The sequence below is a fragment of the Roseobacter sp. genome (assembly GCF_024639605.1).
Classification (GTDB): domain Bacteria; phylum Pseudomonadota; class Alphaproteobacteria; order Rhodobacterales; family Rhodobacteraceae; genus Roseobacter.
In genome coordinates this window covers 1-20,264 of the sequence record NZ_JAHEHZ010000012.1, presented here as the reverse complement: position 1 = coordinate 20,264, position 20,264 = coordinate 1, and the positions used below count along the sequence as shown (strand labels likewise).

The 20,264-nt window shown below is 59.4% G+C and carries 17 protein-coding genes; 10 read left to right on the top strand and 7 right to left on the bottom strand.

Annotated features, from left to right (window positions below; all coding sequences use genetic code 11):
* Positions 1-46: 46 nt before the first annotated feature.
* The 4 genes from Q0M35_RS02940 to Q0M35_RS02925 all read right to left on the bottom strand — a co-directional run bounded on the left by Q0M35_RS02940 (position 47) and on the right by Q0M35_RS02925 (position 4,540).
* A complete protein-coding gene (locus Q0M35_RS02940) occupies positions 47-1,540 on the bottom strand; it encodes a replicative DNA helicase (protein ID WP_295312015.1) in 1,494 nt (497 codons plus the stop codon).
* A 251-nt stretch (positions 1,541-1,791) separates the two neighbouring features.
* Positions 1,792-2,469 (bottom strand): orotate phosphoribosyltransferase, encoded by a 678-nt coding sequence (locus tag Q0M35_RS02935; RefSeq protein WP_295312013.1) that lies wholly within the window; start codon positions 2,467-2,469, stop codon positions 1,792-1,794.
* A gap of 68 nt (positions 2,470-2,537) precedes the next feature.
* Positions 2,538-3,572: a dihydroorotase gene (gene pyrC, locus Q0M35_RS02930; RefSeq protein WP_295312011.1), complete on the bottom strand. Its 1,035-nt coding sequence runs from the start codon at positions 3,570-3,572 to the stop codon at positions 2,538-2,540.
* Between the two features lie 38 nt (positions 3,573-3,610).
* On the bottom strand, positions 3,611-4,540 hold the full coding sequence (locus Q0M35_RS02925) for a phosphoadenosine phosphosulfate reductase (RefSeq protein WP_295312009.1): 930 nt from the start codon (positions 4,538-4,540) through the stop codon (positions 3,611-3,613).
* Between the two features lie 282 nt (positions 4,541-4,822).
* Here Q0M35_RS02925 and Q0M35_RS02920 point away from each other — a divergent pair, with 282 nt between their 5' ends.
* Both Q0M35_RS02920 and Q0M35_RS02915 read left to right on the top strand, forming a co-directional pair.
* Positions 4,823-5,731 carry a MoxR family ATPase gene (locus Q0M35_RS02920; RefSeq protein ID WP_295312008.1) on the top strand — a complete coding sequence of 303 codons (909 nt, stop codon included), beginning with the start codon at positions 4,823-4,825 and terminating at the stop codon, positions 5,729-5,731.
* A gap of 63 nt (positions 5,732-5,794) precedes the next feature.
* Positions 5,795-7,060, top strand: coding sequence for a VWA domain-containing protein (locus Q0M35_RS02915; protein ID WP_295312006.1), 1,266 nt, complete (start codon positions 5,795-5,797; stop codon positions 7,058-7,060).
* 49 nt (positions 7,061-7,109) lie between these two features.
* Here the strand turns inward: Q0M35_RS02915 and purL are convergent, their stop codons facing one another.
* The 3 genes from purL to Q0M35_RS02900 form a co-directional block, all read right to left on the bottom strand.
* A complete protein-coding gene (gene purL, locus Q0M35_RS02910) occupies positions 7,110-9,269 on the bottom strand; it encodes a phosphoribosylformylglycinamidine synthase subunit PurL (RefSeq protein ID WP_295312004.1) in 2,160 nt (719 codons plus the stop codon).
* 242 nt (positions 9,270-9,511) lie between these two features.
* The gene (locus tag Q0M35_RS02905) at positions 9,512-10,060 is read right to left on the bottom strand and encodes a hypothetical protein (RefSeq protein ID WP_295312002.1); all 549 of its coding nucleotides are present in this window, start codon (positions 10,058-10,060) and stop codon (positions 9,512-9,514) included.
* 472 nt (positions 10,061-10,532) lie between these two features.
* On the bottom strand, positions 10,533-11,441 hold the full coding sequence (locus tag Q0M35_RS02900; RefSeq protein ID WP_295312000.1) for a LysR family transcriptional regulator: 909 nt from the start codon (positions 11,439-11,441) through the stop codon (positions 10,533-10,535).
* 175 nt (positions 11,442-11,616) lie between these two features.
* On the opposite strand from Q0M35_RS02900, the gene Q0M35_RS02895 reads away from it, so the two are divergent.
* From Q0M35_RS02895 to ccsA, 8 genes are all read left to right on the top strand, one after another.
* Positions 11,617-15,015, top strand: coding sequence for an indolepyruvate ferredoxin oxidoreductase family protein (locus Q0M35_RS02895; RefSeq protein ID WP_295311998.1), 3,399 nt, complete (start codon positions 11,617-11,619; stop codon positions 15,013-15,015).
* 85 nt (positions 15,016-15,100) lie between these two features.
* Positions 15,101-15,973, top strand: coding sequence for a lysophospholipid acyltransferase family protein (locus Q0M35_RS02890; protein WP_295311996.1), 873 nt, complete (start codon positions 15,101-15,103; stop codon positions 15,971-15,973).
* Between the two features lie 24 nt (positions 15,974-15,997).
* Positions 15,998-16,807 (top strand): aspartate/glutamate racemase family protein, encoded by an 810-nt coding sequence (locus tag Q0M35_RS02885; RefSeq protein WP_295311995.1) that lies wholly within the window; start codon positions 15,998-16,000, stop codon positions 16,805-16,807.
* 34 nt (positions 16,808-16,841) lie between these two features.
* The gene (gene argC, locus Q0M35_RS02880) at positions 16,842-17,870 is read left to right on the top strand and encodes an N-acetyl-gamma-glutamyl-phosphate reductase (RefSeq protein ID WP_295311993.1); all 1,029 of its coding nucleotides are present in this window, start codon (positions 16,842-16,844) and stop codon (positions 17,868-17,870) included.
* A 6-nt stretch (positions 17,871-17,876) separates the two neighbouring features.
* Complete coding sequence (ccmE, locus tag Q0M35_RS02875; protein ID WP_295311991.1) at positions 17,877-18,332, top strand: cytochrome c maturation protein CcmE; 456 nt, start codon at positions 17,877-17,879, stop codon at positions 18,330-18,332.
* Positions 18,333-18,412: 80 nt separating this feature from the next.
* Positions 18,413-19,024, top strand: coding sequence for a holin-associated N-acetylmuramidase (locus tag Q0M35_RS02870; protein ID WP_295311989.1), 612 nt, complete (start codon positions 18,413-18,415; stop codon positions 19,022-19,024).
* Entirely contained in the window at positions 19,015-19,605 is a 591-nt protein-coding gene (locus Q0M35_RS02865) for a holin family protein (RefSeq protein ID WP_295311987.1), read from the top strand. Before Q0M35_RS02870 ends, Q0M35_RS02865 begins: the two co-directional genes overlap by 10 nt.
* A 59-nt stretch (positions 19,606-19,664) precedes the next feature.
* Positions 19,665-20,264 (top strand): cytochrome c biogenesis protein CcsA (ccsA, locus tag Q0M35_RS02860; protein WP_295311985.1); only part of this gene is annotated, 600 nt, incomplete at its 3' end.

Sequence of the window (20,264 nt, the reverse complement as noted above, 5' to 3'; positions counted from 1 at the left end):
GTGAAGGCCGGGGCGGGAGAGCGTTGGGGATCGCAGATGGCCGCAGTCAGAATTCGGTGTCAGACCCCTGCTGCCAGGGCTGCACCAGATTACCGAAACGGGTAAAGCGGCCCTCAAAGCTGAGGTCGACGGTGCCGATGGGACCGTGACGCTGTTTGCCGATGACAACTTCGGCGCGGCCGTGCAGACGCTCCATCTCTTCCTGCCATTTAGCCATGGCTTCAAGATCATGGTCGCCGGGTTTCTCACGCTCTTTGTAGTATTCTTCGCGGAACACAAACATCACCACATCGGCGTCCTGCTCAATCGAGCCGGATTCGCGCAGATCGCTGAGCTGCGGACGTTTGTCCTCCCGGTTTTCGACCTGACGGGAGAGCTGGCTGAGGGCAACCACCGGGATGTCGAGCTCTTTGGCGATGGCTTTCAGCCCCATGGTAATCTCGGAGATTTCGTTGACCCGGTTTTCCGACCGCCCGGTGCCGCGGACCAGCTGCAGGTAGTCAACCATCAGCACATCAAGCCCGTGGGTCCGTTTCAGCCGGCGCGCGCGGGCGGCAAGCTGTGCTATGGGCAGCGCGGGGGTGTCGTCAATATAGAGCGGACAGGCCTCGAGCGCCTTGGCCGCATCCACGAAACGGCGGAATTCGGCCTCGGTCATATCGCCGCGACGGATCTGTTCTGATGGCACTTCTGATGCTTCTGACAGAATCCGCGCGGCGAGCTGCTCGGCACTCATCTCAAGAGAATAAAACCCTACGACACCGCCGTCGACAGCGCCTTCGCTGCCGTCGGGCAGGGCCCCGCGTTTGTAGGCTTTGGCGATGTTAAACGCGATGTTGGTGGCCAGCGAGGTCTTGCCCATCGAAGGCCGACCCGCGAGAATAAGAAGGTCTGAACGGTGCAACCCCCCCAGTTTTTTGTCCATGTCAATCAGGCCGGTGGATAGGCCTGCGAGCCCGCCGTCACGCTGATAGGCGGCATTGGCAACGTTAACCGCATCGGTGACGGCGCGCAGGAAGCTTTGAAACCCGCTCTCGGTCTGGCCCTGTTCGGCAAGTCCGTAAAGAGCCTGTTCGGCCTCGACGATCTGCTCGCGCGGCTCGGAAGCCACGTCGATTTTTGCGGCCTTGTCGGAGATCTCGCGGCCGAGCTGAATGAGATCGCGGCGCACGGAGAGATCATAGATCATCTTTGCGTAATCGCGCACCGCAAAGGCCGAGACCGCAGCCCCGGCCAGACGCGCGAGATAGGCGGGGCCACCGAGCTCCCTGAGGCCCTCGTCGTCTTCCATAAACGCCTTGAGCGTCACCGGGGAGGCGAGGTTGTTTTTGGCGATACGCGCGGCGGCGATCTCGAAAATGCGCGCATGTACAGGTTCGTAAAAGTGCTGAGGACCGATCAGGGCTGCGACCCGGTCATAAATATCGTTATTGGTCAGGATCGCGCCGAGCAACTGCTGCTCTGCCTCAATCGAATGGGGCATGGTGTCCGGAGACTGCACATCTGTCCCGGTCGGATTGAAGGCCGTTATTTCGTTCATGTCTGTCCCTGCCTGCGCAACTGCTGCTCTGATCCGGCGCGTCTGCGTCGCCGGTCCGGTTAGTCATACAGAAAACCGGCGCGCGCCCCTATCTGGAAATATCCGGGGAAAAGACGCGGGACAAATCTGTGTATAACCAATTTCGCCCAATGTGCCGTCGATATAGTGTAGCACAGCAGAAAAATGCCGCAATATCTGGTTTTGCGCAACGATTCTGCGTTGGCCGGCGCGGGGCGGCTGTGGGAAAGTTTTTAATTCTTGTTTGCCTCTTGCCACTTACGCGGATCATGCAGGAAATTCTCTACCTCGGCGAGTGTGGCGTCATCGAAAAGCGCCTGTGTCTGCGCTTCCGCGAGCACGTCCCACCATGTGCAGAGCGCGTGCAGCTGAACGCCGTGACCGCCGAGGGTTTTCTCGGTTTCCGGGAAGATATCGTAGTAGAAAATAACGGCAGTATGCGCGCAGGTCGCGCCGGTGTCGCGGATTGCGTCTACAAAAGACAGTTTGGAGCCACCGTCGGTCGTCAGGTCTTCGACAAGCAGCACGCGTTGTCCTTCGTGCATGTCTCCTTCGATGCGGGCGTTGCGGCCGTATCCTTTGGGTTTCTTGCGCACATAGGTCATCGGCAGGGCCATGCGTTCGGCGACGAGGGCCGCAAAGGGGATGCCGGCTGTCTCACCGCCGGCGATATTATCAAAGGCTTCAAAGCCGGTGTTGCGCATCACAGTCACGGTCAGGAAATCCATCAGGGTGGACCGGATACGCGGATAGCTGATCAGCTTGCGGCAATCGATATAGGTCGGGCTGGGCAGACCGGAGGCCAGCGTGAAGGGTTCTGCGGTGTTGAAATGGACCGCTTTGATCTCGAGCAGCATGCGTGCAGTGAGGCGGGCCATTTCGGAGGCATCGGGGTAGCCGGAGGGGATCATGCGGTGCTCCTTGCAGGTGGATAAAGGGTTTTATGCCTCCGGCGGGGATATTTAAGAGCCAGAGAAGGTCAGGTCACAGACCAGGTGAGCGGTGTGCCGGGATCAAAGACAGTTACCGGGCCGTCGTCGGTATCGATATGGCCGGGGTAGTCGGGCGCGGATTTCTCCAGCGTCAGTGTTTTATCATTCACTGGCAAGCGGTAAAAGGCGGGGCCGTTGAGTGAGGTAAAAGCCTCAAGGTTGCTGAGGGTGCCGTCTTCCTCAAAGACCTGGGCCAGGACGGACATTGTGTTGGTGGCGGTAAAACAGCCCGCGCAGCCACAGGGCAGCAGCTTGTTGGCGTCCGTGTGCGGGGCGCTGTCGGTGCCCAGAAAGAAGCGCGTCTCACCGGAAGTGGCAGCTTCGCGCAGGGCAAGCCTGTGGGTTTCGCGTTTGGCCACGGGCAGGCAGTAGTAATGTGGCCGGATACCGCCCGCAAGAATGTGGTTGCGGTTAATTACCAGGTGATGGGTGGTGATCGTCGCGGCGAGATCCGCGCCCTGGGCGCGCGCATAGGCCACGGCGTCAGAGGTGGTGATATGCTCCATCACGACGCGCAGGCCGGGGGTTGCCCGTCGGATCGGGTCGAGGACACGTTCGATGAAAACGGCCTCCCGGTCGAAGATATCGATATCGGGATCGGTGACCTCGCCGTGCACGCAGAGTGGCAGCCCGGTTTCCGCCATGCGTTCGAGTACCGGGCGGACATTGTCGAAATTGCTCACACCGCTGGCTGAATTTGTCGTGGCGCCGGCCGGGTAAAGCTTGACCGCATGCACGAGACCTGCCTGGTGCGCCGCGGCCACGTCATCGGGGTCGGTGTTTTCTGTCAGATAAAGCGTCATCAGGGGCGTGAAGTCCGAGCCCTCCGGCAATGCTGCCATAATCCTGTCGCGGTAGGCTTTGGCCTGGGCGCCAGTGACCACCGGAGGCACCAGATTGGGCATGATGATGGCGCGGGCGAAATGGCGGGCGGTTTCCGGCAGGACGGCGCGCAGCATAGCGCCGTCGCGCAGATGAAGGTGCCAGTCGTCGGGGCGGCGGATCGTCAGTGTACGTGTCATGGCCTTCCGCTAGCACAGGTGCGCAGGCAGCGCCAGCTTCACTCCGCTGCCGGGTCGTGCAGGGCCTCAAGGCGGCGCGCAAAACGCGGCGCATGCAGGCGGGCCGCCACATTGGCACAGAGCCGGCGGGCGAGCGGTTCCCGGTCGTCAGCGTCAAGCCGGCTGAGCAGACGACGCAGATAGGGCAGGTGGCTGCGCCGCGCACGCGCCATCGCGTAAAAGACCCGCGGGGTCAGCATGCCCTTGCCGGCAAGCTCGATAAGATCGGTCAGCAGCCCCATGTGCAGCAGATCGGTTTGCAGGGCAGTCCCCATATTGGGCAAGCGGAGTTTGGTTACCGATGGTCCTGAGAAAAGTGCGGCATGCATGGCGTCCTCAGCCACGCGCGGATCAAAGATGATGAAAGCCCGCTCGCAGGCGTCGATCATATCGGGCGCATAGCCGTAGCGGTCTGTGAAACTGGTGCGGCGCATATGAGTGAACCGGTTGTCCCATTCGGTCATCGCAGGATCGAGTGTCGCCTGGGGCTGAATGGCGAGAACCCGCGCACCCGGGGCGGCCACCGAAAAGGCTGCCGCGGCATAACCGCCGGGGCCCGCGCCGAAGAAGAGCACGCGGTCGAAGCCGTCGAAAAAGCCCTCATCTACAAGCCTGTCGAAGAGCTCATATACCTTTGTGTCGCGAAACCATGTGTCCCCGTCGCTGATCACGGCAAGATGCGACCAGCGCTGATCGCGCACCAGATCCCAGCCCAGCGGATGGCCCAGCGGTGAGAGCGCCTGAATGCCCTGAAGCGTCTCAAAGGTCACCAGAAGTGTGCTGTTGTCTTCGATAAAGGTTGCCAGATGCCGCGCCCCCAGGGGCCTGATCCAGCCACGGGTATCGACAATATCGCCAACCTCAGCAATCCATTCCGGTTTACTGAGATCCCTCAGAGAGGGTCCGAAATCTGTCGCCGCATCCGGCATCACCGAATCCTTTCAGGACCGGAATTTCCGGCCTTCAAACCGTCTGGCGCATCGATAAAGGCCTTTTAAGGCAAAATTGCGGAAACAAAAACGCAGTTGTGCGCCTATTGTCTCCACGCCGGTACCTGTGCCTGCGCCATTCGCAGCAGGTACATTACATCTTTGTGCGGCGTATGCCCAGAGGGTGCTGGTCGGGGACCCAAGCAGGCCGCCGTTGCGGATCAGAACTTGACGCGCCGGCACAGCAGTGCAGTTAATCGCGTGACCTCAGGAGGAGCCGGCATGACCCGACCCGCATCTATCGACGCCGTACAGCAAATGCTGTCTGAGCAGGGATATATCTGCGACCGTGCGCTGGGTACGGTGGTGTTTTTGTCGCTCAGCCTTGGCCGGCCGCTGTTTCTGGAGGGCGAGGCGGGGGTCGGCAAAACCGAGATCGCGCGTGCCCTTGCGACCGGTCTGGGCCGCCGCCTGATCCGGTTGCAGTGCTATGAGGGGCTCGATGCTTCCAGTGCCGTTTACGAGTGGAATTTTGCTGCCCAGATGGTGGCGATCCGTACCGCCGAAGCCGCCGGCGGCAGCACCCGCACCGGGCTGCAGGAGGAACTCTTCAGCGATGAATATCTGATTGAACGTCCGCTGTTGCAGGCGATGCGGCCTGATGCAGCAGGCGCGCCTGTGCTTCTCATCGATGAGCTTGACCGGACGGATGAACCCTTTGAGGCCTTTCTTCTCGAAGCGCTCAGCGATTTCCAGGTCACGATCCCGGAGCTTGGGACCATCGTTGCCCCCGAGCCGCCGATCGTCATCCTGACGTCTAACCGTACCCGCGAGGTGCACGATGCGCTCAAACGCCGCTGCCTTTATCATTGGGTGGATTACCCCGGTTTTGAGCGCGAGATGGAGATCCTGCGTGCCCGGGCACCCGAAGCGTCCGAAAACCTCAGCCGTGAGGTGGTGGCCTTTGTTCAGCAACTGCGCACCGAGGATCTTTTCAAAAAGCCCGGGGTGGCCGAAACCATCGACTGGGCCAAATGCCTGCTCGCCCTTGATGTGATCAACCTGAGCCCGGAGGTGATCGCCGACACGCTGGGCGCCATCCTGAAATACCAGGACGATATCCAGAAGCTGCAGGGTTCGGAGGCCAAACGTATCCTCGATAATGTCAAAGCGACGCTTGAGCCTGTCTGATGCGGTTTCCTTCGGACTATACATCGGGGTGGCGCGGGAAGGCCTGGCGCTCTGGTGGGGCAGATGCCTGAATACCTGCCGCTTGAGCTGCCGGATGATCCGAAACTTGCCGGTAACATCACCCATTTCGCACGTGCGTTGCGTCGCGCCGGCATTGCTATCGGGCCGGGACGGGTCATTGATGCCATCCGCGCGGTTGAGGCCGCCGGATTTACGGACAAGCGTGACTTTTACTGGACCCTGCACGCCTGTTTTGTGAACCGGCCTGAGCACCGGATCGTATTTGCGCAGATATTCCGGCTCTACTGGCGTGACCCGCGCTATCTGGAACATATGATGTCGATGATGATCCCGGCGGTGCGGGGGGTGCAGGAGGACCGATCCGCGCAATCTGCCGAAAAGCGTGCGGCAGAGGCATTGCTCGACGGGGCCGAGGCGCCGGAGCGTGATCTGCCCGACGCTGACCCTGACGAGGAAGAAGTCGAAATCCAGATCGACGCAAGCCAGACCATGTCCGGTCAGGAGCGGCTGCGCAGTCTGGATTTCGAGCAGATGAGCACCGCAGAGATTGCGCAGGCCAAACGCATGATTGCGCAGCTGAACCTTCCGGTGAAACCTGTTCAGTCGCGGCGCGCGCTGGCGAGCCTTCGCGGCACAAAGGTCGATGCCGCCCGCACGCTGCGTCTGGCCATGCGGCAGGGGGGCGACATGCACAAAATCGCGCTGCAACGTCCGCGCCCGAGATGGCCTGATCTTGTGGTGCTCTGCGATATCTCCGGATCCATGAGCCAGTACAGCCGCATCGTACTGCATTTTCTGCACGCGGTTTCCAATGCGCGAGGTGATGGATGGGCAAAGATACATGCCTTCACATTTGGCACGCGGCTGACAAACATTACCCGGCATCTCAGGCACCGGGATGTGGATGCCGCCCTGGCCGCTGCGGGCGCTGAGGCGCAGGACTGGGAAGGTGGCACACGCATCGGTGACTGTCTGGCACAGTTCAACCGCGACTGGTCGCGACGGGTCATGGGGCAGGGGGCGGTGACGCTGGTGATCACGGACGGACTGGACCGGGATGATCCGGACCATCTGGCGCGTCAGATGGAACGGCTGCATCTCTCTTCCCGTCGCCTGATCTGGGTCAATCCGTTGTTAAGATGGGAGGGTTTCGCGCCAAAGGCAAAGGGTATCGCGGCCATGCTGCCACATGTGGACAGCTTTCGCGCGGGCCATTCGATCGCGTCCCTCGAAGATCTCGCGCTGGCAATCTCCCGGCCTGATGATCACGGCGAGAAAGACCGCCTGATGAAGATGCTGATGGCGTAGCATGCACTGCAAATCACATTTGCAAAGCTGTGCGCGGCTCTATGCAAACTCAGGAAACTGCTTTCCGGAACGCGGAGCGGTAGATGCCGGACAGCCCGCTCAACGGCGCGTATGTGCTGCCAAACCGGATGTCATCGCCGCCAAACCGCCCCGCTTCCTCAAGATGCAGTCCGGCGTTTTCAGCTGCCTCTTTCAGTGCTGCGGCCCCGGCCGGTGTGCAGGCCAGTAAATACCGTGCCTGGTCTTCGCCAAAAAGTGCGGGGATGTCCTCCGCGTCAAGGGTCACGCCAATCCCCGCCGTCTCGGCCATCTCAAAGGCGGCCAGCGCCAGCCCCCCGTCCGATAAATCCGTGCAGGCGCTGATCTGTGCGCGGTTGGCGCGGATGAAGTCGCCATGCGCGGCCTCGCGTGCCAGATCGACAGGTGGCGCGTCGCCTTCGGCGCGACCACATACTTCTGCAAGCCAGGCCGACTGGCCAAGATGCCCTGATGTCGTCCCCAGAACGAGTGCCACATGCCCCTCCGCGACATCAAACCCGATGATGTCATCGGAATGCGCAATCAGCCCGACGGCACCGATAGTCGGCGTCGGCGGAATGCCCTTTCCATCGGTTTCGTTATAGAGCGACACGTTGCCCGAAACGATCGGCATATCGAGCGCTTCTACCGCGGCGCCGATGCCTTTGATCGCGCCAACGAACTGGCCCATGATCTGTGGCTTCTCGGGATTTCCGAAGTTCATGTTATCTGTTGTGGCCAGCGGTTTTGCCCCTGTGGCGCTCAGATTGCGGTAAGCTTCAGCTACCGCCTGCTTACCGCCCTCGAACGGGTTTGCCATTACATATCTTGGGGTTACGTCTGAAGTGAAGGCCAGTGCCTTGTCAGTGCCATGCACGCGGATGATCCCCGCACCGATGCCCGGGATACGGATCGTATCGGCCATGACCATAGTGTCGTATTGCGAATACACCCATTCTTTGGCCGCGTAATTCGGGCTGGAGATCAGGGTTTTCAGGGCCTCAACCGGATCGCCGTAAGTCACGTCTCCGAGGGGGGCCGGTGCAGGGGTTTCTTCCCACGGGCGGTCATATTCGGGCGCTGTTCCGGCGAGGGTTTTCAGTGGCAGATCAGCTTTGACCTCGCCGTTGTGCATGATCAGAAAGCGGTCCTCCGCGATGGTCTCGCCGACAATGGCAAAGTCGAGATCCCATTTGTCAAACACCGCGCGGGCGGCTTCCTCAAGTTCCGGGCGCAGCACCATCAGCATGCGTTCCTGGCTTTCGGAGAGCATCATCTCATAGGCGGTCATAGCCTCTTCGCGCACCGGCACTTTTTCAAGATCGAGCCGCACGCCGAGATTGCCCTTGTCGCCCATCTCGACCGCAGAGCAGGTCAGACCGGCAGCGCCCATGTCCTGGATGGAGATCACCGCACCGGTCTGCATAAGCTCCAGCGTGGCCTCCATCAGACGCTTTTCGGTGAAGGGATCACCGACCTGAACGGTAGGGCGCTTTTCTTCGATGGTGTCATCGAATTCGGCCGAGGCCATGGTAGCGCCGCCGACACCGTCGCGCCCTGTTTTGGCGCCGAGATAAACCACCGGCATGCCAACGCCCGAGGCGGCAGAATAAAAGATCTTATCCGCATCCGCGAGACCTGCGGCGAAAGCATTAACCAGGCAGTTGCCATTGTAGGCCGGGTCGAACCGAACCTCACCGCCCACCGTGGGAACGCCGAAACAGTTGCCATAGCCGCCGATGCCTTCGACCACGCCGTTCACGAGTGATCTGGTTTTGGGATGCGAGGGGGCGCCGAAACTGAGCGAATTCATCGCGGCAACCGGGCGTGCGCCCATTGTGAAAACGTCGCGAAGAATGCCACCAACGCCGGTGGCTGCACCCTGATAGGGCTCGATATAACTAGGATGATTGTGGCTCTCCATCTTGAAAACCACGGCCTGACCGTCACCGATGTCCACGACGCCCGCGTTCTCGCCGGGACCGCATATCACCTGGGGGCCTGAAGTCGGCAGGGTGCGCAGCCACTTTTTAGACGACTTATAGGAGCAGTGCTCGTTCCACATGGCCGAGAAAATACCGAGCTCCGTAAAGGTGGGTTCGCGCCCTGTGATCTCCAGAATGCGCTGGTATTCGTCCGGGCTGAGCCCGTGGCTGGCGATCAGGTCAGGTGTGATGGCTGGCTCTTGCATGTGCCGAAATGTCCCCCGGGCTGGCAGATGATGCGCACCTCTTACAGGTGTGACCGCCTGCAGGGAAGGGGCGAGTGTCGGGCAATGTTCCGGGTGCCACAAGCTGATGAAAGTTCACTCGCTGTTTTGTGTTCTGCGCGGTGGCCACAGGCGTTCGCGGCACCGCCGTAAAAAAAGCCGCCCTCCCAAGGGAAGGCGGCTGTGATCGTGTCAGCCTGCGACAGGCTGAACGCGCTATGTGCTTAGTTCAGATATACGGTCTGACGTCCGTTATCAGCGCCCTGGACGCCACCTGCCAGATTTGCAAGTTCGTCAGCGTCAACGTCGATGAAAATCACGCCGTCGGAGATCATTACGTTTTCCGGACCGGTGGTTACGGTAAGCTCTTTACCGAGGATTTTGTCGCTGTCAGAAATGTCGATCGTCATTTCGCCTTTACCGGCGTTGTCGATGTCCATTTCAAGCAGAGTACCCAGCTTCAGGCCGTCTACCAGCATCACGTCGGATCCGCTTGTGCCCTTGATGGCCTGGAATGTGGCCAGAGTTTCAGCACTTACGTCTTTGTCAAACACAGGGTCAATGGCCTGAGGATTCTGACGGTTGGTTGTCTCTGCGTTCTGCAGTTCAGCGTCAGTGTCGACAACTACTTCACCGTCAAAGGTTGTGCCCTCTTCGGTTTTTACGATTTCTTCGTTCTCCGCTGCCTGCTCTACGCTGTCGCTCGCGGCGAAAGCGGATGTGCTGATGATGGCGGCTGCGGCGGTTGTTGTCATGAGTGTCTTGAGTGTCATGTGAACTCTCCTTTTGTTTCTCATTGGGTTCGGAAATACAACACGCCAACCGGTCACATGTTCCTGGGAAAGATGCATTTTCTTCGTCACCAGATTGTGAGCACAAAAACCGGATAAAACCGTCGCAGCACGGGAACCGGTCGCACCCTCAGTGCGATCGCGCGCGCACGTAAAAAGATAATGCAGGTGACGGGGGTCGCGGTTCGGTTGTGTTGTGCAACCTGCCTGGCGGACGCCTGAACGTTGCTGAGGTTGCAGTGCAGGAGGCGTCCGGGTCCTCGCCCGCATCTGGCCGCATCGCCAAAAAAAGGCCGGGCGCGCGGCCCGGCCAAGTCCAACAGGGAGGTTGAAGAGCAAAGCGCTAACTCTGCCGTCTTCAAGTGGTGAAATAGGGTGCGCTTTGCCTGCAATCAAGGCAGATTCTGAACGCGCGCCCTCATGGCCGTTATGCAGTTTCTGCATGGCTCTTCGGTCAGCCGGCTTTGACGTTCATCCGGAGCTGCTTGCGATAACTGATAATCTCTTCCTGGACAAAGTCTTTGAACGCCGAGACCCGCTTGGAATGCCGCAACTCTTCCGGGTAGGCCAGAAAGACCGGTACATCCGCTGATTCCAGATCAGGCAGCACCTGCACCAGATCAGGAAAGTCCTGCGTAACATAGTCGGGCAAAACACCGATGCCGAGATTGTTGAGCACGCCCTGGAGCACACCGAAGTAATTATTCACTTTGAGCAGTGACCGGATATCATAAGTCATCAGGTGCTGAACCAGGTTGCGCCCTGCGCCCACCTGATCGCTGTTGGTGCTCTGACAGATCAGCCGGTGATCGGCGATGTCCTCGATCTCGCGCGGCTGTGCGTGATCGGCCAGGTAATCCGGGGACGCATAAAGGCACATCCGGATCATCATCAGCTTTTTGCGGATGAGATCGGCCTGGCTGGGTTCTTTCATGCGGATGGCGACATCGGCCTCGCGCATTGGCAGGTCAAGCACGCGTTCCTCCAGCATCAGATCGACCTTGAGATCCGGGTACTGTTCATAGAGCTTTGGCAGGCGCGGAGCGAGCCAGAGCGTGCCAAAACCTGTGGTCGTCGTGACACGCAGTTCGCCAAAGACTTCTTCCTCGCTGTCGCGGATGCGTGCGGATGCGGTGTCGAGGCGTCGCGACATGGCGGAGGTCGCGTCAAACAGCAGTTCGCCCTGTTCGGTCAGAATGAGCCCGCGCGCATGACGGTGGAAGAGCGTGGCATTGAGTGATTCTTCAAGCCCGCGGATCTGCCGGCTGACAGCGGACTGCGACAGGTTCAGCTTGTCACCCGCATGGGTCAGTGATCCTGCGTCCGCAACCGCATGAAATATTCTCAGCTTGTCCCAGTCCATCCCGCGTGCCCCGTCATTCGTTATGGTTTGTTAGCGGTATCCCGGAGCAAAAGACAGAGCCCGTTCACCGTCAAACACGTAAATCTGACCGATTCAGTCTATGCAGGTCAGCTTTTGTGACCTATTATCGGTTACAGAATGTGCAAGACTGACGTAGCGCCGGGGAGGGCCACAGATGAGCACGCAGAAGATTACCCTGAACGACCGCTATGACCTCGACAAAAGCCCGGTGCTGCTGAACGGCACCCAGGCACTGGTGAGGCTTGTGCTCATGCAAAAGGCCCGCGACCGGGCGGCGGGGCTCAATACCGCGGGGCTGGTCACCGGCTATCGCGGCTCACCACTCGGCGCTGTCGACCTGCAGATGCAGCGGGCGCTGAAACAGCTTGCGGCCCATGATGTGACCTTTCAGCCAGGTCTGAACGAAGACCTTGCGGCCACGGCGCTCTGGGGCAGCCAGCAGGCGGAACTGCGTGGCGAAGGAAAGTACGACGGCGTTTTCGGTCTGTGGTACGGTAAGGGGCCGGGTGTGGACCGGTCGGGCGACGTGATGCGTCATGCGAATATGGCGGGCTCATCGAAATACGGCGGCGTGCTTATGGCCATGGGCGACGATCACACCGGCGAATCTTCGACCGTGCTGCACCAGTCGGAATTTGCGATGGTGGACACCTATATGCCGGTGGTCAGCCCCGCAGGTGTGCAGGAGATCCTTGATTACGGTCTTTACGGCTATGCGCTGTCACGGTTTGCCGGTGTCTGGGTCGGTCTGAAGACCATGAAGGATACCGTCGAAGTGACTTCCGTCGTGGACGGGCGCCCGGACCGGATGTCCTTTGTGGACCCTGAATTTGAGATGCCGGAAGGCGGGCTGAACATACGGCTTAACGACGAGCGGATCGGGCAGGAAGCCCGGCTGATTGACTACAAGCGCTATGCGGCGGAGGCTTTTTCCAACGCCAATAAGATGGACAAACGCGTCTGGGGTAAACCGGGGGCGAAGATCGGTCTGGTGGCGGCGGGCAAGAACTGGCTCGATCTGGTGCATGCACTGAGCCTGCTGAATGTGGACGAGGCCGAAGCAGAGCGGCTTGGCATCACAACATACAAAGTCGGACAGACCTGGCCGCTGGACATGAAAGGCTTTCACGACTGGGCCGAGGGGCTCGACCTGATTATCGTTGTCGAGGAAAAGCGCAAGCTTATTGAGGTGCAGATCAAAGAGGCGATTTTCGATGACCGCGACGGACGCCGCGTCTGGGGCGGGCGCAAAGACGGCAAGGAGTTCTTTACCGCGAAATGGGCGCTGAACCCGGTTGTTATCGCGCAGAAACTCGGTGAAGCGCTGATCGAAGAAGGCCGCAGGACTGATGGCATCGAAGCGGGGCTTGCCAGCCTGGATGAGGCCCGGCGGTCGGACAATGCCGAGGACATCGCGGCGCGTCTGCCCTATTTCTGTTCGGGGTGCCCGCATAATACCTCGACGAAAGTTCCCGAGGGCAGCCGTGCCTATGCTGGTATCGGGTGTCACTTTATGGCGCTCTGGATGGACCGCGAAACCTCAGGGTTCACGCATATGGGCGGCGAAGGGGCAAACTGGATCGGGGAGGCACCGTTTTCAAAACGCGCGCATGTTTTCCAGAACCTCGGTGACGGGACCTACAACCACTCGGGGGTTCAGGCCATTCGCGCAGCGCTGAGCAGTGGAACAAACATTACCTATAAGATCCTCTACAATGACGCCGTCGCAATGACCGGCGGGCAGGCCAACGACGGTGATCTGAGTGCGCCGCGCATCGTACGAGAGTTGCAGGCGATGGGGGTAAAGGCCCTCGCCGTTGTTTACGACGAGAAGGAAGACGTGGATTTTGATGCGCTCAAGGGCGTGGAGATCCACGAGCGCGCACATTTGCAAACTGTTCAGAAGAAGTTTGCAAAAACACCGGGCGTTTCCGCAATCGTGTATATCCAGACCTGCGCCGCTGAAAAACGCCGCCGCCGCAAACGCGGACTATTCCCCGACCCGGACAAACGTGTCTTCATTAACACGGATGTCTGCGAGGGCTGTGGCGACTGCGGTGTGCAGTCTAACTGCGTATCCATCGTGCCAGAGGAAACTGAGCTGGGGCGCAAGCGGGCGATTGATCAGTCGAGCTGCAACAAGGACTTCAGCTGCCTTAAAGGATTCTGCCCGTCCTTTATCACGCTCGAGGGCGCGGAAATCCGCAAAGAGGCCACGACGAAACTGGACATTCCCGACCTGCCGGAGCCTGAATTGCCGGCGATAAAGGGCACGTTCAATGTTGTCATCACCGGGGTTGGCGGCACCGGCGTCGTCACCATCGGCGCGGTGATGGCACAGGCCGCCCACCTGGATGGTAAGGGCGCGGGCATGATGGAAATGGCAGGGCTCGCGCAAAAGGGCGGTGCCGTACATATCCATTGCAGAATTGCCGAAAACCCGCATGACATCAGTGCCATACGTGTAGCTACCGGAGAAGCGGATGCGCTGATCGGAGGCGATCTGGTGGTGTCTGCCGGGGCGTCGACGCTTGGGCTGACGCGCAGCGGGCGCACCGGAGCGGTGGTAAACAGCCATGAGATTATCACCGGCGATTTTACCCGCGATACAGAATTCCGGCTGCCCTCAGAGCGGCTTACTCTGGCACTTGAAGCGCGGTTGCGCGACCGGGTCGATCTTTTCGATGCCTCAGATCTCGCAAAGGCTCTACTGGGGGACTCAATTTTTTCAAATATGATGATCTTTGGCGCAGCCTGGCAGCGCGGGTATCTGCCGCTGTCGCTCGAGGCAATCCGCGAGGCGGTGACGCTGAACGGTGCAGCCGTTGAGCGCAACCTGCGCGCATTTGAGATCGGTCGCTGGGCCGTGCTTTACCCGCAGGAAGCCCGTGACATTTCCCAGCCCAAAGTGATAGCACTGCCGCGCACCGAGGCGGAAAAGATCACCTTCCGCGAAAATCATCTTATGGCCTATCAGGGCCGCCGCCTTGCCCGCCGGTATCGTCGGTTTATCAATGAGATCGACGACAGGGAAATCCGCGCCGAAGCATTAAAGAGCTATCACAAGCTGCTGGCCTATAAGGATGAATATGAGGTTGCCCGTCTGCTGCTGAGCTCCCGTGAAAAGGCGCAGGCCGAGTTTGCGGGAGACTTCACGATGACCTTTAACCTTGCGCCTCCGATGCTGTCGAAAACCGGTCCTGACGGACGACCTGCCAAACGCGAATTCGGGCCCTGGCTGCATCGCCCTCTGCGGATCCTCGCGGGTCTGAAAGTACTGCGCGGCACGCCTCTTGATGTGTTTGGTTATACGGCTGAGCGCCGGATGGAGCGTGCGCTCATTCGCCAGTATGAAAGGGATATGAAGGAGGTCCTGCCGCTCCTGACGGATGCGACGCGGCCCGCCATCATCGCGCTTGCGGCCCTGCCGCAGGACATCCGGGGTTTCGGTCCGGTCAAGCTGGCAGCCGAGCAAAAAGCGGCAAAACGGCGAGAAGAGTTGCTGGCTGTGATCCGTTCGGGTGGCGCGTCTCAGGCACAGGCTGCCGAATAGATTTACCGGACCGTTACAATTTTAGAGTAAGACCAGCGCAGACCTGTTATGACAACCGCATCAGACCGGGGACGCGCGCAGCACGATGCACCAGAATATTGCACGTGACATCAGCTATTCTTATTCAGCGGCAACCCGTGGAGGTCGTGCGCTTATACGGCTGATGGAAAATTCCACTGGACGCCTGCGCCTGATCAGGCGCGCGGCAGGATATGAAAACGAAGTAGCTGCCGGGCGTGAGTTTTTTGACGTTATGGTCGAACGCTATGGTCTGAGCCTTGATATCGCCCATGGCACGCTTGCCAGTATTCCGCGAGACGGCCCGCTGATCCTGGTGGCCAATCACCCCTACGGGATCCTCGACGGGCTGATGATGGGCCATATCCTGACGCGCACGCGGGGTGATTTCAGGCTGCTGGCCAATTCGGTGTTCCGCAAGGCCACGGAGCTCGACCGTGTCATTCTGCCCATCAGTTTTGACGAGACGAAAGAGGCCGTGGCGCTCAATATCGCTACGCGTAAAGTGGCTCTGGATTATCTGAAAAACAACGGCGCTATCGGGATTTTCCCGGGCGGCACGGTCAGCACGGCGATGCGGCCGTTTTCGCGACCTATGGATCCGGGGTGGCGCAATTTCACCGCCCGTACGATCGCCAAATCAAACGCCACAGTGGTGCCGATGTTTTTCGACGGGCACACCAGCAGGCTGTTTCAGATCGCCAGCCATACGCATAACACTTTGCGGATGGGGCTGCTGATCAAAGAATTCGGCAAACGCGTCGATACCCCGGTTCGGGTGTCGATCGGCCGGCCCATCGAACGTTCTGTTCTCGATCCGCTGTCGCGCGACAGTAAAGCGATGATGGATTTCCTCCGAAAAGCCACGTATGAGCTTTCACCAGACCCCGAAAAACGATTTGATCTGGGGTATGAGTTTGAAGAACGGCACCGGCACTGATCCGGGGCCTGCAGGGGCCGGAGCATGGCAGTAGGTATTTTTGACAGCGGGTTGGGCGGATTGACCGTTCTTGATGCGGTGACGCAAAGGTTGCCGGGTGTGCCTTTTGTCTATCTCGCGGACAGCGCCCATGCGCCTTATGGCGTGCGGACATCGGATGATATTTTTGAGCTGACCTGCAGTTCGGTCGAGCGCCTTTTCGACGCGGGCTGCAATCTGGTGATCCTTGCCTGCAACACGGCATCGGCGGCGGCGCTCCGGCGGATGCAGGAATCCTGGGTGCCGCGGGACAAGCGGGTGCTGGGCGTGTTTGTCCCGCTCATTGAGGCTCTGACCGAACGGCAGTGGGGGGACAACTCGCCCCCGCGCGAGGTGGGCATCAAACATGTGGCACTTTTTGCAACCCCCGCAACTGTGTCGAGCCGGGCGTTCCAGCGCGAGCTTGCCTTTCGTGCCATCGGGGTTGATGTCGAAGCACAGGCCTGTGGTGGCGTGGTAGACGCGATCGAAGACGGGGATATGATCCTTGCAGAAGCGCTGGTGCGCAGTCACGTCGATGCGTTGCTGCGTAAAATGCCGCAACCGGACGCGGCGATCCTTGGATGCACGCATTATCCGCTGATGCAGGACAATTTTCAGACGGCGCTCGGAACGGAGGTCAGGGTTTTCAGCCAGGCGTCACTGGTGGCTGAAAGCCTGGCGGACTATCTTGAGCGGCATCCGGAGATGCAGGGAGCCGGAGAAAGTGCTTTTCTGACGACCGGAGACCCGGGCCGCGTGAGTGACCGGGCGACGCAGTTTCTGCGACGACAGATCGTTTTCACCGCCGCCTGAATTATTTCCGCTTTACGGACAAGACACATGACACATGACACATTCCATCGCGATTCTGGGTGCTTCCGGTTACACCGGCGCTGAACTCATCCGGCTGATTGCCGGCCATCCCACAATGAAAATCACCGCTCTGGGGGCGAACTCCAAAGCGGGACAAAGCATTTCACAGGTATTCCCGCATCTGCGTCATCTGGACCTTCCGCCACTTTTGCAAATCGATGATATTGACTTTGCAAATATTGACCTCTGTTTTTGTGCGCTGCCTCATAAAACCAGTCAGGAGGTCATCGCACGCCTGCCTGCGGACTTGAAAATCGTTGATCTGAGTGCCGATTTCCGGCTGCGCGATCCTGAAGCCTACAAGAAATGGTACGGCAATGATCACGCGGCCCTCGCGCAACAGGAGGAGGCGGTCTACGGGCTGACCGAGTTCTACCGCGATGAAATCCGCTCTGCGCGGCTCGTGGCGGGCACCGGGTGCAACGCCGCCACCGGACAATTCGCTCTGCGTCCCCTGATCACCGGCGGTCTGATCGATCTGGACGATATCATTCTCGATCTGAAGTGCGCGGTCTCAGGGGCAGGACGCAGTCTGAAGGAGAACCTGCTGCACGCTGAACTGTCGGAAGGGTATCACGCGTACTCCATTGGCGGTACGCATCGTCATCTCGGTGAGTTCGATCAGGAGTTTTCAAAACTTGCCGGAAGGCCGGTGCAGGTTCAGTTCACGCCTCATCTTGTCCCGGCCAACCGCGGTATTCTTGCGACAGTCTACGTTAAGGGTGACGCGGAAGCCATTAATAGTGCTCTTGAAAGTGCTTATATATCAGAGACGTTTATTGAGGTTCTGCCTTTTGGAGAAGCCCCCAGTACGCGGCATATACGCGGCTCAAATTTCTGTCATATCGGGGTGACCAGCGATCGTTTGCCCGGTCGTACAATCATCGTCGCAGCTTTGGACAATCTGACCAAAGGCTCCAGCGGGCAGGCGTTGCAAAATGCCAATCTGATGTTAGGTATTGATGAAACCGAAGGGTTGATGATGGCCCCTTTGTTTCCTTGAGGTGACATGAAAAGTCTGAAAAAACAGCGCCGTATCCAGGTTATTGCCGTTGCCGTTGTGGCCCTTGCGCTGTCCACGGTACTGATAGGCTATGCGATGCGCGACGGCATTAATTTCTTTCGTGCGCCGAGCCAGGTTATCGCCGAGCCACCGGGGCCCGATGAGGTCTTCCGCATCGGCGGCCTCGTGACGGAAGGGTCGATCCGCCGTGGTGAAGGCGAGACGATCAGTTTCAGCGTGACTGACGGCGGCGCAGTTGTGCCGGTCACCTATACCGGGGTTCTGCCAGATCTGTTCGAAGAAAATCAGGGGATGGTGGGTACGGGAAGATACATCAGCGGCGTCTTTGAAGCTACTGAAATACTTGCAAAACACGACGAAACATATATGCCCAAGGAAGTGGTCGATGCCCTGAAGGAACAGGGTGTTTATCAGGACCCGGCCAGGGACTCAGAAGGCTGACAGCGTACGCTTGTCTCAATCTGTTTTAACCATTTGCTGATCATTCTGCCGCCCGTGATACGAGCGCAGAGGGGACAGCCATGCAAACGGTCAGAGATATTGCCAGCGACATAGTGGCCCGCGAGGGCGGGTTTGTGAACGATCCTGACGATCCGGGCGGTGCAACCAATCACGGCGTTACGATCCACACCCTGCGCCGACTGGGGCTCGACAAAAATCAGGACGGTACCATTACAATTGCCGACGTCCGGGCGCTTACCCGTCACGATGCCATTGAAATATTTGAGAAACATTACTTTCGAAAGCCCCTGATTGAACAGTTGCCGGAGCCGCTGCAGGCTTCCGTTTTCGATATGTATGTGAATGCGGGTGGCAACGCCGTGAAAATTCTGCAGCGTCTGCTCAGGGACATGGAGTATCCGCTGGCCATCGACGGCGCACTCGGGCCCCGCACCATCGCTGCGACGCGGGAGGCATGGGCCAGTGCGCCCGATCACTTCGTGGATGCTTACGGTATTGCACGCCGTAACTATTATTTTCGCATCGCGGACAAGCGTCCGGCGAGCCGGAAATTCGCGCGTACACGGGCTGGCGGCAAGGGTGGTTGGATCAGACGGGCTGAGGAATTCATCTCTCCGCAGTATCATCTCAGCGATCTTCAGTTTCAGCAAAGGGTAGTGTCATGGGCCTGATCACAGGAATACTCACAGCAATTTTTGGTGGCGGGCGTAATGTGTTACGCGAGACAGCTGAGGTGTTTCGCGAGAATGCCGAAGGCGATGCTGTCCGCGATCAGGAATTGCGCATCGAGTCGCTCAAGCAATACGCCCGTGAGTTTGAATCCAAACGCGACGGGCTGTTTGACCGGATCATGGATGGTGTAAACCGCATTCCACGTCCTGCGCTGGCGCTCGGGACGCTGGCTCTTTTCATTGCCGCGATGGTGGATCCCGTCTGGTTTGCCGCGCGGATGCAGGGCATCGCCCTGGTGCCGGAGCCGCTCTGGTGGTTGCTCGGTGTCATCGTGTCATTTTATTTCGGTGCGCGGCATCAGGTAAAAAGCCAGCAATTTCAGCGTTCTGTCGCGCAGACCATGGCCCGTGCTCCGCGGGTGATAGAAAACATCGCAGCACTGCAGGCGCTGCGTTCTGACACTCCCGGCCTTGCAGACACGGGCACCGATGCACGGCTTTCTGCGGTGTCGGTCGAACCTGACACCAACCCTGCGCTCGAGGCCTGGCAAAGCCGCCGCACAGCCCCCGCGACAAAGTGATCCGGTAAGCGGGCGCTTTGTCATTGGACGGCGCCCGATGCGGGCTTATAGTCCCGCTCATGATTACAGAATTCGGTCATTTCGCTCTTGTCCTCGCCTTTCTTGTGGCGATCCTCCAGACGGTCGTACCGCTTGTCGGCGCGCATAAACGGTGGCCGGCCTGGATGGCTGTCGCCGAACCTGCCGCCAATGTGCAGTTTCTGCTGACGGCAGCTGCTTTTGCCGCGCTGATGTGGGCCTTTGTGACGTCTGATTTCAGTCTGCAACTGGTGGTTCTGAACAGCCATTCCGCCAAACCGATGCTTTACAAGATCAGCGGCACCTGGGGCAATCACGAAGGCTCGATGCTGCTCTGGGTGCTGATCGTGACTCTGTTCGGCGCCATGGCCGCGTGGTTCGGGGGCAACCTGCCGCCAACGCTGCGGGCGCGCGTTCTGGGCGTTCAGGCGTCGATCGGCGTGGCGTTTTTTGCGTTTATTCTTTTTACGTCCAACCCGTTTCTGCGCATGGCCGTACCGCCCTTTGACGGGCAGGACCTGAACCCGCTGCTGCAGGATCCGGGCCTCGCCTTTCACCCGCCGTTTCTCTACCTCGGCTATGTCGGCCTGAGCATGGCGTTCAGTTTTGCCGTCGCCGCCCTGATAGAGGGCCGGGTCGAT